10 protein-coding genes and 2 pseudogenes are annotated in these 14434 nt (G+C 33.2%); 1 reads left to right on the forward strand and 11 read right to left on the reverse strand.

Features of this window, described 5'->3' with window-relative positions:
- Positions 1-290 precede the first annotated feature (290 nt).
- The 5 genes and pseudogenes from ACM6HU_RS27075 to ACM6HU_RS27095 form a co-directional block, all read right to left on the reverse strand.
- The gene (locus ACM6HU_RS27075; protein ID WP_016113024.1) at positions 291-1349 is read right to left on the reverse strand and encodes a sensor histidine kinase; all 1059 of its coding nucleotides are present in this window, start codon (positions 1347-1349) and stop codon (positions 291-293) included.
- Positions 1346-2059: a response regulator transcription factor gene (locus ACM6HU_RS27080; protein WP_016113023.1), complete on the reverse strand. Its 714-nt coding sequence runs from the start codon at positions 2057-2059 to the stop codon at positions 1346-1348. The genes ACM6HU_RS27075 and ACM6HU_RS27080 overlap by 4 nt, the downstream gene beginning before the upstream one ends.
- A 1255-nt stretch (positions 2060-3314) precedes the next feature.
- Positions 3315-4874 carry a flotillin family protein gene (locus ACM6HU_RS27085; protein ID WP_016131172.1) on the reverse strand — a complete coding sequence of 520 codons (1560 nt, stop codon included), beginning with the start codon at positions 4872-4874 and terminating at the stop codon, positions 3315-3317.
- Between the two features lie 12 nt (positions 4875-4886).
- A complete protein-coding gene (locus tag ACM6HU_RS27090; protein WP_016113021.1) occupies positions 4887-5435 on the reverse strand; it encodes a hypothetical protein in 549 nt (182 codons plus the stop codon).
- A gap of 308 nt (positions 5436-5743) precedes the next feature.
- Positions 5744-5899 (reverse strand): annotated as a pseudogene (locus ACM6HU_RS27095) (sporulation protein YhbH); the annotation flags it as partial.
- 207 nt (positions 5900-6106) lie between these two features.
- Between ACM6HU_RS27095 and ACM6HU_RS27100 the strand changes: the two are divergent.
- Positions 6107-6284: pseudogene (locus ACM6HU_RS27100) on the forward strand (helix-turn-helix domain-containing protein); the annotation flags it as partial.
- Between the two features lie 95 nt (positions 6285-6379).
- Here the strand turns inward: ACM6HU_RS27100 and ACM6HU_RS27105 are convergent.
- From ACM6HU_RS27105 to ACM6HU_RS27130, 6 genes are all read right to left on the reverse strand, one after another.
- Positions 6380-7333 (reverse strand): SAVED domain-containing protein, encoded by a 954-nt coding sequence (locus ACM6HU_RS27105; protein WP_414848536.1) that lies wholly within the window; start codon positions 7331-7333, stop codon positions 6380-6382.
- Positions 7308-7808 (reverse strand): Mov34/MPN/PAD-1 family protein, encoded by a 501-nt coding sequence (locus ACM6HU_RS27110; protein ID WP_414848537.1) that lies wholly within the window; start codon positions 7806-7808, stop codon positions 7308-7310. Before ACM6HU_RS27110 ends, ACM6HU_RS27105 begins: the two co-directional genes overlap by 26 nt.
- A gap of 4 nt (positions 7809-7812) precedes the next feature.
- Positions 7813-9498, reverse strand: coding sequence for a ThiF family adenylyltransferase (locus ACM6HU_RS27115; RefSeq protein ID WP_414848538.1), 1686 nt, complete (start codon positions 9496-9498; stop codon positions 7813-7815).
- An 8-nt stretch (positions 9499-9506) separates the two neighbouring features.
- Positions 9507-10583 carry a cyclic GMP-AMP synthase DncV-like nucleotidyltransferase gene (locus tag ACM6HU_RS27120; RefSeq protein ID WP_414848539.1) on the reverse strand — a complete coding sequence of 359 codons (1077 nt, stop codon included), beginning with the start codon at positions 10581-10583 and terminating at the stop codon, positions 9507-9509.
- A 790-nt stretch (positions 10584-11373) separates the two neighbouring features.
- Positions 11374-12942: a recombinase family protein gene (locus ACM6HU_RS27125; protein ID WP_414848540.1), complete on the reverse strand. Its 1569-nt coding sequence runs from the start codon at positions 12940-12942 to the stop codon at positions 11374-11376.
- Positions 12939-14393, reverse strand: a complete 1455-nt coding sequence (locus ACM6HU_RS27130; protein ID WP_414848541.1) for a recombinase family protein — start codon at positions 14391-14393, stop codon at positions 12939-12941. The genes ACM6HU_RS27125 and ACM6HU_RS27130 overlap by 4 nt, the downstream gene beginning before the upstream one ends.
- Positions 14394-14434 lie beyond the last annotated feature (41 nt).

The raw sequence follows: 14434 nt of genomic DNA on the forward strand, positions 1-14434 counted from the left end.
TGATAATCAGTGGCAAACTCTTCATCCCCACTGATTATCAGTCCTCACCAACCAGAATTTCACAGGCAGTAATACCCCACTCTTTATTTTTAGGCAGGAGTATTACTGTCCGCGTAAATAAAGAGATACACTTAACTTTTATTAATTGTTACCGCACGTAGCTTTCAAATATGCATAGGTCGCTAAGTTTTCTAGATGAGTTAGAACATCTACTAGTAAGATTAACTTCATCATAGCTAACAAATCTTTCATTTTTCTCTCATAAATGTTACAAAAGTCTTTCAACCGTATTATTTCTTTTCTGATGCAATGGGAAGAGTAAACCAAAATTCACATCCCTGTTTCCCATCTGAACGATCTTGAACACCAATTTCTCCTTTGTGTATTTCAACTAGTGATTTCGCAATGGCGAGTCCAAGTCCAGACCCTCCAGATTGTGAACTTCTTGATGGGTCTGTTCTGAAAAAACGTTCAAATATACGTAATTGATCATCGTAAGAAATCCCTTCCCCTTCATCACGCAAGGTGAATGTAACTTGCTGTTTCTGTTTATTTCCCTCTACAATTAACTCGATTGTTCCAAATGTAGGGGAATGCCGAATCGCATTATGTAACAAATTACTAATAACCCGCACTATTTTACATGGCATAATCCAAAGTCGTGGCAATGTATCCGAAACGTGCAATTGCAAATCGATACTTTTGTCCTTCAATAAGATCGCATGGGAATCTAGTACTTCTAATAGAATGCTGTCCACATGTGTTAAACTGGGGTGAAAGGCTCCTTGTCCAAGTTCTAACTTAGAAAGCTCAAACAAATTATTAATTAATCCACTTAATCTTTGAATTTCGTTTAGGATTGTCGTTAGATACTGCATTTTCATATTAGGATCTTCAATTAAACCATCTTGTAACGCCTCTATCATCAATTGTATGCTAGCCATAGGGGTTCGTAAGTCATGGGAAATATTCGCAATTAGTTCTGTACGTGCTTTTTCTCCTTGTTCTAACTTAGTAAAGCTTTCTTCTAATTTTTTAGCCATTTGTTGAAAAGCTGTCGCTAATTCTTTAAACTCTTCTGGTTCTTTCCCGATTATATACATCGTTTCAAAGTGTCTATCACTAAATTGTTTCGTTAATGCAATTAAATTTTGAATAGATCTCATAATAGGACGTGTCATTAACCAGTAAATAATCGTTGAAAGAATCATTGCTACCATCACAATTCCTATTAATAATTTTGTTTGTTCCGGTCTAAGTAACATTCGCCTTTCACTGTACCAAATAAAAATTAACATGATACTTGTACTTAATAGATTCATCAATAACAATTGATTACGTAATTTCATGCTTGACTTCCTTCCTCTGGCTCAAAACGATAACCAATACCCCAAACTGTATGAATCCAACGGTTCTTTGTTGTATGCTTCTCCAATTTTTCACGTAGACGACTCATTAATACAGTTACTGCATTTGTGCACCCTTCATACTCAAAATTCCATATCTGTTCCAAAAGTTGAGATCGTGAAAATACTTGTTTTGGATGTTTTGCCATTAGATAAAGCACCTCAAATTCTTTCACTGTTAACTCAATTTCATGTCCACAAACAAATACACGTCTTTTCGTTGGATCAATCTTCAAATCTAGGAACTCTATCATTTCTGATACAGGTTCTTTCTCTTGTATCGTTGCTTGATTTCCTCTTCTTAATATAATTTGCACCCTTAATACTAATTCACGAGGTGAAAACGGCTTTGTCACATAATCATCCGCGCCCATTGTTAATCCTAAAATCCGATCTCTTTCTTCTCCTCTAGCGGTTAACATAATAATAGGGACATTAGAGTATTGGCGAATTTCCTCACATAATTCCCAGCCATCCTTTTTCGGCATCATCAAATCTAAAATAATTAAATCTGGTTGATATTGCTGAAATGCATTCCAACCTTCTGTTCCGTTTACAGCGGTGTATACTTCATATCCTTCTCTTTCCAAGTACCGTTTACATATTTCTCGGATATTATCTTCATCTTCTATGATTACAATTCTTTTTTTCATACATTAACTCTCCTCTGTTCCTTATAAAAACTGCGATAACAGCACACTAAATAAAGTGAAACTTTAATCAGTGGGGGATCTTACTGCCCGTTAATGCGGGATAAAAATACATGATTTTTATTATACTTTTACGAAATAATGCTGATATAAATAGCCTTCCTAAGATATTTCTCGCTTCTTACCATCTTTAAAGAATGTTAAAAATAAAAATGGAGTTGCACATAATTTTTATATCACATTAACAATTCTGTTTATATAACTATAAAAATCATCTGAGTTACGCTATACACAACAGTCCATCCTATTTGTAATCTCACTTGAATAGAAGTAGCTTTTTCAAACGCTATATGAAGTTCAAATTCCCATATTAAATTAATTCCGTTTCTCTAACGCTATTTTCAATCCTTTTTGAAATTGTTCGATATCAGGATTAATTCAAAATACTTCCTCCATTGAAATGAGCTTGTTTAGTAAAATATTAATCTTTCCATACTTGTATATCTTTGCTTTCAATTTCCTCATCTTTCTAATCCTCCTAATGTTCCTGTAGCAAGTTGTGTAACGAATTATAATTAAACACATTTTAATGTAGTTTAACACACAATCATTTCTCCATTAATCTAAATTTACTTTATTTCAATTAAATTTAACACATTGAAAGAAATAACATAATTGTATGCAACAGAAAAGATATCTTTAGCCTTGATATTATTCAATTTCTTTATTTTTAGGAATCGATCTTGTTGTTCCTATAATGTCTTTTTATATGAATACGTTACAATTAATTACTGATATAATGAAATATTGATACATTTACATTTACTCAATTACTAACACCTCCTATCACCGGAATATATATACAGATAGGCAGATAGATTCAATCAAAAATTGATTATACTGGGGTTATCTCTTTGTTCTTCATCTGAATCTTTATTTGAATTTACCAATCATATATGGGGATTATTTCTTTCCAAAGCATTAGGTGGCATGAGTGCGGCATGTATGATGCTAGCGAGATTCTGGTGCGAGAAATTTATAAAGCCTTGACATACTGATACTATCAATCTAAAAAAGGACATGATCAGTATGAAAAAGAAAAATTGATTTACAGAATCAACCTGTCCAAACTAGAAAGAATTCATCCATCAATTGTTTGCACTTATATCATCAAATATAATTCCGCTAGAAATATATGCGCTATTTTCGCTTTGCATTAGAGCCTAAAAAGGCCCCTAATACTAGAGGCCTTCCTTCGTTATTTTTCACTTTTCTCGTTTTCTTCCACTACTTGCACAACAGGCTTCTCACTCACCGCCTGCTGCACAGCACCTTTTCCAGCAAAACTTTCTAATAGTTCTTTTAAATCAATACCAGAAGAAGCTTTTAATGTTTCTTGCATCGTTGCCATTAGATCAGTCGCATATCCTGCCACTTTTCCAGCTCCGCTGTTTTTGCCACCGCCGCCTGTATCCACAACAGTAATCTTATCAATGTTACTAAGTGGGCTTGCAATTTCTTTTGCGTAGCTTGGAAGCATTTTAAGAACCATATCCATAATTGCCGCTTGCCCATATAATTCGAACGCTTCCGCAATTTTTTGCTTCGCTTCCGCTTCTGCTAAACCTTTTAACCTAATAACATCCGCTTCCGCTGTACCTTGCGCTTTTTGAACTTCTGCTTTTGCTTGCCCTTGTGCCTTTTCAATTTCGGCTTTTGCTAAACCTTCTACACGCACCTCTTCCGCACGTGCTCTTGCCTCTGCTTCAATCTTATATTGATCTGCATCTGCTTTTTTTATTTGTTTTACTTTTTCCGCTTCCGCTGATTGTTCAACTGCATAACGATCTGCATCTGCTTTCTTCTTTACTTCCGCGTCGTATTGTTTTTCACGACGCGCAATTTCTTTTTCTTCTAATTCAATTTGCTTTTCACGCTCAATGATTTTAACGCGCATTTGCTCTTCTGTAACACCTTGTTGTGCTTTTGCTTGTTGTAATTCATAAGAAAGGTCCGCATCGGCACGTGCTTGCTCTTGCTCTCTCTTATATGATTGTACTTTTAATTCTTTATGCTTTTCAGCCTCAGCAATTTGTGCATCACGTTGATATTCAGCTTCTTTTGCTTCTTTCTCCGCACGAGCTTTTTCAATACGTGCTTCTTTTTCACGCTCTGCATTCGCAATTGTTGCATCACGTTTCACTGTTGCGATTTGCGGTTGACCTAAAGCATCTAAATAACCATTTTTATCCATGATTTCTTTAATCGTAAAGGAGACAATACGAAGCCCCATTTTCTTCAAATCTGTCGAAGCAACTTCATGTACTTTTTGTGCAAATTGCTCTCTATTACTATAAGCATCCTCCACTGTCATTGAAGATAAGATAGCACGTAAATGGCCTTCTAATACTTCTTTCGCTTCAACTTTTAACTCTTCCGTTTCTTTCCCTAAATATTGTTCAGCTGCTGTAGATACTTCTTCAATTGTTGAACCTACTTTAATAATAGAAACACCATTTACCGTAACTGGCACCCCTTGCTTTGTATACGTATCACGTGTTCCAACTTCTAATTTATAGTTTAATAAACTAAGAAGTTCTGCTCGTTGCATAATTGGTACAACAAACGTACCGCCACCACGAATAATTTTAATTTTTTTACCATCATCTGTTGTGACAACGTTTTTCCCGTCACCAAGCCAGTTCCCTGTTACAATCAGCGCCTCATCAGGACCAACTGTACGATATTTTGTGATAAACACCAAAATAAGTAAAAGTAAGATTGCAAGTAATATACCACCGATAATTAATGGAATCATTCAAATTCCCCCTTATAACTTTGGTTTTTTTAAAGAATAAGCGATGTTCTGTACAAGCAAAACACCATCTTGAACTTCCTCAATCATGACCTCGGTTCCTTGTAAAATATCTTTCTTTCCAATTGTCTTAGCTGGTATCGCATTACTTCCAAATTGTGAAGAAACTAATACTTCTCCAAATCCTTCTTTCGGGATGGTAATAATCACTTCTCCTTTGCATCCAACAAATTCATCCATACGTTGCACTGTATTTTGTTCAGCTTCTGCAATTGGTTTTAAAATCAATATTTTCATTAGAAAAACTCCAATAAAAGATATGCCGAAAGAAAGACTAAAAATAACAATACTATTCCAAGTAAATAAATACTCTCCTATATAACTAAAACCACAGAGCATGGCAAAGAAACTGAGCAGCAACGTTACAATAGATGTAGATCCACCTCCGAAGCTAAATATGGATTCAAATATATCTCCAAAAAAGATGTAAATAACAGTAAGTACGGTAGCAATAATAAATCCATATAAATAAATTGTCTCAAGCGGATAACTCAACAATGTCATGCCTTATCCCCCTTTCATCATTACCTCTCTCTTTGTTATATGTATGCCTCACCTCTTTCGAATTATTTTTCCTAATTTTCAGTTATTTAATCTTTAAAGAAAAACCTGTACGACAGGCTGCTTAAAAAAGAACAGGAGGAGCCTATGGTGACAGGCTCCTCCTAGAAAATAACCGTTATATTGTATATTTATATAATATACTATTTTACATAAAAAGTAAAGTTATATAAATATTTCTACTTCAATTTTTTCCCTTTTATTACACATGAATGAATATTCTATTAATAAAAAACCCCTTAAAAAAGGGGTCACGCCATTCTCTCACCCGATTCTTCTTTAAAGAAGCTCTTCATTGCGTGGAATACATCAGCCTTTTGCTTTAAGATATAATATCTAAAATTCTCATCTTTAATATTTTTATAGGCTGACATAAGCGTACTGTGACGATTATACTGGTTGAGTTGGCAGGGATGTACCCTGTACTTCACAAAATAAACATCATGGTCTAGAAATTATTCTTCTATTATCTGTATTACAAACAAGATTTAAAAACAAGCATCCACGCCAGGGATACTTGTTTTTATCTAATTTATTTTAACAACTATTACTTTAAAATAAAGTTTGATCATTTTTCTACCTGTGTTTGCTCAACAATCGCGCCCGATTGTTGAATAACCCTATTTAAAGAAAAAGGAATATCCTTAAAGAACTATCAAGATTAACGATATCCGTCACGCGGCCTTAAGTGAATTAGCTAATCAAAAAAGACAAAATATTAACTTTAGACATATAGCAAAGATTGCAGAAGTTTTTGATATCGAGGATATTAGGGAAATAGTAGATTTTGATTCAAAAAAAGTAACCCTCTATAATATGGAAGGCTACTTTTCTATAATAATTAACTTAGATCTAAATAAGTTATTATTTGTTATAAAAAGTACAATTTACTTATCATTAAACGTTAAAATTTCTTCAGTTCTTAGGTTAATTGCCCAATCATAAGCATTATTATTGTAATTATAGACTATTATTTCAGGATGATAATGCTCTATTTTTCGCCCTAAACTAAAGCTTAATGATACAGGTGTAGTCGCAAATAAATGGATTTTATTAACACCATTCTCCTTTAACTTCGATATTAATTCCAAAAATCTTGTTTGATACATATCAATTTGAGCATAATTAGTAATACTCCAACGGTTTGGAATTTCTAAACCTAAAGATACAACTTGAGAGACACCTGATACTTCTTTTATCTCCTCATTCATTATTGGAAATGATTGTTCAATTTTTAACGCAATCTCATTATCATACTTTATTTCCGCATTATAATCAGTAACAATTTTCATTTCCGTATTATACTTTCTTTTTAATTCATAAAAACCTTTTCCTAAACATTCGGAGTCTTCTCCTTGATATTCATAAAGAATTGGGTCATCCGTACTTTTGAAATAATATCCATCTATAAATGCAAGTGGTACATGTGGAAACCCTATATATATTAGGGAATTAGAATTCATACTCCGCTTTATAGCTGTTTTCATTTTAGCCTTTTGTTTATCAAGAATACCTTTGAGATTTCCAACATCGATGCTTCCATCATTATTAAATTCCCCAAAAAAATTGTGAGTTATATATAGGCATCCTCGCTCTTGATATTCATTCTTAACCTTATTAAAATTAGCTTCTGTCTTCGAAAAAGTAGCTAACATAATGAAGTCCCTCTTCATAAATATAAGTACATGATTGACAATCCAATTATATGCAATTTGCAGCCATCCCCACTTTTTATATAAAATAATACTAGTAAAAATTAATATTAATAGCATTATTATTGCAGTAAGTGGGTCACTTTGTATTAAATGAAATAACTCAGTAGCTGATTTGAATATTTTCATTATATGCTCCTTTATATATTAAAACTATATCTTCTGTTTTCCGGCAGCCTATCCATACCTTATAAAAGCTTATTCCCCCAATGATAAACACCAAATAATCAGAAAAAGTTTTTGATTTCTGCAATAACTTTTTCCAATTCCTGATATCTTGTTGTGAGTAGCTCGGTTCAATTTCAGGATGAGTATGCCACTCACCCAAGTACATAACAGTTTTATTACTTTTCTGCCACTTTTCTTGCAATAAAACATTATGACTTTGTTTCTTCCGTACAAACCTACATCTTGACTGATAATCGCCTTTTAGTGGTAATGTATAATCCTTAATTACAAGGTCATTACTGCCTGTTAAAATTGAGCCTATTAGCATCCCTCCTGATTCTTTATCAGTAGGACACTCTTGCCGCATAGTTTCAATTAATTTAATTACATTTTTTTCTATTTCTATTGAATTATCTTTATATTTAACCCTAATCATTTAACTAAACCTCACCCTTAACATTAGAGCAAATTTTACAACCCTCATCAATGTATCCATAATGATCCTGATTCAAAATATCCACTGAATTTTTATATCGATCAGAGGTAGAAAAACCATTCTCTTCAAATATTTTAGAAGATCCCTTCCATGAAACTAGAGGGTTTCCTTTAAGATTAGCATCTAGATACCTTAAAACTAACCTTGAGGCAAGTAGTGCTGTTTCCATGGCATCCATACTTCCGTAAGGTGTAAAAGATCCAGCACAACCATTTATGTTCCTAATAAATGGTACGTCACTCTTACCTGCAAAAGAAGAATACATTCTTAATTCATTATCTATTAAGCATTCATAACAACCATTTCCCCCATTATTAACTACAAGTGCATGTCCACCTATTCCATAGGCTTCTACCCAAGTAAAAATAGCTGTAGTAGAGGATTTTAAAATAAGTTCATTAAGTTTTCTTTCTATATTAGGATCACCAATCGCTACTAAGATCAAATCAAAATTATCTAAATCTATTTCTCCATTTTCTATTGCAGATAATACTTCATTTTCAATGGTTCGAATCTTTATATTGGGATATCTACTTTCAAATTCTTCTTTCAGGAGTTTAACTTTTGTTTCACCTTCAATAGATTTATTCATCCCCAAAAAATGACGGTATGAATTTTCAATATTTAATTTATCATTGTCTACTAGTGTAAAATGTTTTATCCCAGATCTCGCCAATATAAATAATAAATCACTTCCAATAGAGCCACAGCCTACTAATAAAATATTGAGTGGCTTTTGTACCCCACTCCCCCTCTCAATTAATGTTGTGTCATCATTTTGAATGACAAACAAAGGAGTAACCTTGAAATCATTAGCAATGCCTTCATCTATAAGTGGAATAACCCTTTTTGAAAGGGAATGGTTAACTTTTTCGTACCATAATCCAATAATTGTTTGGTCACCTGTCAATAGTGGTATTCTTAGCAAATAAAAGTACCTTTTTTTATTCATTGAAAAATTCATTATCCTCGATAATGTTTCTTCTGTTACATTATCCCTAACAATTTTTGTGATTTCCCTATTACTCCAAAATTGGTCTAGTTGAGGAACCTTTCCCTCATAGGTATGATCTAAAGGGATATACAACGCTTTTTCTAAATTACGGGATTTGATGTTTGGACCTAATAATTTACTTAATAAATTTCTAGACTCAATATCATCCGTTAAAAAAGCAAACGGTTTACGCCTACCTGCTAATACAGAAATCTCCTTTATTTCATCGTCAGGTGTGTATATTGAAAAAACTGATTCTATGTTATCTAATGTTCCAAAATAATAACTAAATTCACGATGGTATTCTATTTGCGGAGAATTCGATATTAATACCTGTTCAACTCTTTCAAAAACAAAATCTAGTGTTCTTTCAGGAACATCACTCCAAATTACGCCCTCTTTATCCAAAAAACAAATAAGTCCACTACTCATAACATGTGGGATATCAGGTATGTGATGGTATTTTTTATTAATATGAACAATTGGTAATTGGGTTGGAAACAATGAATTGAAAGTTATAGTTATTGGTATTTGATAACCATTTCTTAATTTAAAAAATAATTCATAATGATACAGTTCAATTGCTATAATCTTATCTAAATATTCTTTCTCCTGTAGTAATTCTTGAAAATCCATGTTTATAATCAGACTCCCTTAGCAGAACTGGAAGAAGGCGCACTAGACAAAGCTACTTGTTTATATCTAGCCTCTTTTGATTCTGGTATCGGGAATTTATCGCCAAAGTATTTAGGACTAAGAATTTTACATGCTTCGTGTGGATCACTTTTACCTTCTGCTTCCGTCAGTGCATTCTCTAGATCATTTAGTTTTTGATAAAAAGAATCCATTTGCTTATTTGACATCTTGGAGAAGACATTAGTATTTGGTTGTACCGGCAAATTATATTCAATAGTATAAAAAGTTTTCTCCAGTTCAGAATCCCACTTTAGGATAAATCGATTCTTTAAATTACTTACAAAATCTTTTAATGCGCATAAATCATCATCCGTAAATTTACCTGATAAGGAGTCATATGATTGCTTATATGAAAACAAATCAACTGCTGCAAGGGTTATACCAACACTAGGAGGTTGTGAATTTCCTGAAGAGTCGAAGCGAATATCCTTCCATTTCTTCATATATCTAACAATTCTCTTAAATTGCTTTTTCGCATCATCCGTAAATGAATTTTTGATATGATTATTTAATCCTTCTGGATCAGCAGGATTCCAATATTTATCCTCCTCTTTAGCAAACTCCTTCCCCCAAGCAAGATACAGATTGTTATCATACTTTGATTTTATGTACACTGGTAAATCGACATGATATGCTGGTTCACCATCTAATGAATAAGTTATCGTTACACAGGGATTTTTTATCTTAGGTAATGTCTTAGTATGGTTTTTAAGTATATCTCTAATTTTTTTTTTTAGTTCAATGCTATCCGTATAATCTTCTTTGTATAGGTTAAAAATTACACCTTCGTCTATATCATAGTCTTTATCTTCAGGTACGATACCAAGATCCACGGCATAACTACCTTGGTCAATGAATTCTAGACTAGGCACATCCTTTTCCATTTCTTCAAACTTACTCTTAACACCTGTCTTTATTTTCCCTGTGATGATATCTCTTTTTCCCCGTAACTCCTTATTTTCCTTAAAACGTTTTAGTTTAATTGCCTCATGAAACTCTTCAAATTGCTTTTGAATATTCGCCATTATTCCCCTCCAAGATTTCTTTTTTATACAGTTTATTTTTAAAAACAGACCCTAAAATTTTATGAAGTCTGTTTTTGTAATCTACCTATATTATAACATTTTCTTCCTAATGAGTTCTCTTATAGATCCTCCAAAACTTTATTATTTACAACTATTTCAATCTACTTATTTTGTCACTATTAATGTAGAACCAATAATTATTTATTCAACAATCTGGCCCTTTAGTGGAGTAACTTTATTGCTACTCAACAGTTCCTTAATCCGCCTTTCAGTTCAGATCTTCTTTTCACTATAAAAACATCCCTTTAGATAAACAGATCCAACGCGACATTAAAAATATTCCTCAAATCCTGGAAGCATAAGTTGTCCGCAAACAAAAAGAACCATAAGCTTGCCGTTCCGGCAAACTTATGGTTCATATCATAGGCCTTTATTTTTCTTAAGTTGATGGGTATGTATGGTGACCCCCTCATGTCTCCTTACAAGGAGAATGATAAGGCATTTTTTATTTACCCAATTACCGAGCTCTCACATGTTTTAAATAGTTACCTATCCCCCAATCACCGAACACGTTTATTTCTCCAAATCACTGTCCATAATAATAAACAAGGACAAACCCTTTATCCTTAAGATACAAACTCTTTCTCAAGAGTATCAAACTCGGCAATTAGGATGGAGTGGTATACCACTCCATCCTAATCACCGAGTAGCAAAAGAATTTCCATCTACAGTTCAACCCAAATACCGATACATCAATAACGAAAAAACAGCCACCAATATGATAGCTGTTTTACAAAATCAAGCTGATTTGATTTTTTACATCACGCTTTGAAAAATCGGTTCGTAACTGTAATGAAATATCATATTCCTTACGCTTTTTATTTTCTTTAATGGATACAGATTGAATGAGAGGTAATAAAAATCGTCTTTTATCCATATCGCTTATTTCTTGAAGTTTGACATCATCTTGAAATACTTCATTCAAAGTATGTAACCATGTTTCTTTACTTTTTTCAATTTTTTCTTTGAGGGTGATTTGCTGTTTAAAGTCGTTCATTTGTTGTATGATTCCATCTAGTTTTCGCTGTACATCCGAGCGATAAATCGCTAAGGACTTCAAAAAACGTTTATCATCGTTATTTTTCATACGTTGTTTGAGCTCTTCTGTAATATTGTGAAGTTTGATGGTGTAGTTTTCGAAGAGACGCTGATGCTTTTGAATATTGCTATTCAATTCTTGTATCTCATACTGAATTTTTTGTTCTATCGCATGATATACATTGTGAAATCCACTTATTTTCACATCAGTAAGTGTTTGATTCACTACTTTATCATGAAGGAGGTCTGCCTCTATTCTTAATTTACAGTTAGGGCAGAAATAAATTTTCCCTCCATACTTTTTATTTGTAGAACTTACTGTTTGTTGATTCTTTGTTTTCATTAGTTCTTGGCACTTTTCACAAGAAAGCAGCCCTTGTAGCAGAAAACTTGTCTTATAATGCTTAGGCACCATGTTGCCATTACGTTTTTCTGAATAAATACGCCAACATGATTCCCATGTCGTTCGTGAAATAATTGGCTTCACATAATGGTTTGGTGCTTCAATCCAAATATCCCTTGCATTTTTCTTTCCATCTGTTTGCCTTCGCCATGATAATAAACCACAATAAAAAGGATTAAGCACAATCGCCTTTACATTCTCTCTCCCCCAATCTTTTCCGCGACGGGAACCGTTAGGGAGTGTATTAGCAATATACTGAAACCCATGACCATTTACATATAAATTGAAGATTTCTTTTACATAGCAAAGCTCATCAAGGTGTTCAATAAATTGCTCACTATTCTTATCATATGTGTAACCAAATGGCGGCTTACCACCAAGCCATTTTCCTTGTTTTGCTTTGTTTTCTAGACCTGATCGTGTTCTGGCAATAATGGTGTCAACTTCATATTTAGTAAAACCATCTTCCATAAGTTGCACAATCAAGTCAGTATCAGTATTGTACACACTTTCGGTTGAACTAATAATGATGGGAATATCTAGTGTCTTCATGACAATACGTATCGTTTGATGCTCAAGAGGATCTCTGGCCAAACGATCACTTTTATAAACAATGACAAAATCAAATTCTTTTCTTTTGGACGCTTCAAACATATTTTCAAGTTCTTTCCTATCTGTAATTTTATTTTTACGAGCGGAAACAGCCTTATCGAGAAAAGAATGCGTATGAATGCAATCATATTTGCGAATCACTTCCATAACGGAATTCAATTGCATATCCATATCTTGTTTATCCGTAGAATGACGACCATAAAAAGCAGCCTTCATATTTGGTTGTAATATATGAGAAAGCTTCATGATGTTAACACCTCTTGAGTACGTAAGAATGGGTGTTTAAAAACAATTTCACAGTTCTCTCCGTCGGTTTTAACTTGTTGTATTAAATCTTGAAAAAAGGAACCTAACTGTCGATTCTCCTTTATCTCGTCATAGGAAAACGACATAGAGGATTGATAATTGCTTATCTTTTCACGTAATTGTTTTACACCACTTAATTCCTGTATTACCTGTTCTTTTTGTTTTTTATATTTTGCCAGCTCATCATACAGCGCCATAATTTCGATTTCTTTCTGTTCCTTATAAGGTGCATCAGTTTCGTGATACCACGCATCTACTTTTGTAATTAACTTTTCATTCATAAGCTGGATTTTCTCTTCAATGGTTTGTATTTTCTGTTTTATTTGTTTTTTAGCATTTTGTTCATATCGATCGAATAGTTCATGAAAATGGGAAGTAAGTAAGCTATCAAAATATTCCTTACAGCGTTCGAAGATTAATGGTTCAATTGTACTCTTCAGAACATAAACCGCAGAATGATTTAAACATTTATACTTTAAATTTTCTTTTTTTCTAGCCTTTACTTTTTGTAATGATTCATTACATTTCGAACAAATTAGTAAGTCTTGCAATGGAAATAACACTTGTTCGAATACATAATCTTGATGAGTCTTTTTGGGAGATAAAACGGTGACAATACTACATGCTTTTTCCCAGGTATTCTTATCAATAATAGAAAGTCTTTCATATTTACTAGTAACATCTTCACCAAAAATATTCATGGTTCGTAATCCAACATATGTCGGGTTTAATGCAATTTTTCTTATATCAGCTGGAGTCCAAGACTTACCGTTCTCCTTCAAACTCAATATACTACAAAGCTCTTTCAAGGATTCGTATTTATCCGATACAAGTTCTTGATAAATTCTTTTAACGATTTGTACTTGTTCATCAACCAATTCAATTTCTTTCGTTTCTTTATTCCATTTGAAGCCATACGGAAGACGTCCGGGATTCTTTCCATTTTGGAAATTCGCTTTTAATGTTTGCTTTAAACGCTCAATAATTTGTTCACCTTCACGTTGAGCCATACCGGCCATAATTAATTCAAGATATTCACCAATTGGTGTGTAGTACACTGGCGGCTCATTCGGTGCAGTTAAAATAACATTTATCTTCTTGCTTCTTAATATTTGATAAATTTCATAATACTCCATTACATTTCTTGCCAGGCGATCTCGCTTAAATAAGAATAAAGTTCCAACATCGTTATTATTGATATCTTGTATTAATTTTTGTAGGGCTGGACGCTTTTTCAAACTGACTTTTCTGGCTGATACCGCTTCATCAATATATTCTTCATCAATAATCAATGCCATATCAATGGAGCGAGTAAGAACTGAATTTTGTTGCATTTCGATTGAGTTTTCCTGAGAATCAATTGAGCTTCTATAATATGCAACGGTCTTCAATTCAGGACCTCCTCTCATGATGTTCTATTTACACTGTATGT

It is taken from the genome of Bacillus sp. IT-79MI2 (assembly GCF_949768135.1).
Classification (GTDB): Bacteria; Bacillota; Bacilli; order Bacillales; family Bacillaceae_G; genus Bacillus_A; species Bacillus_A pseudomycoides.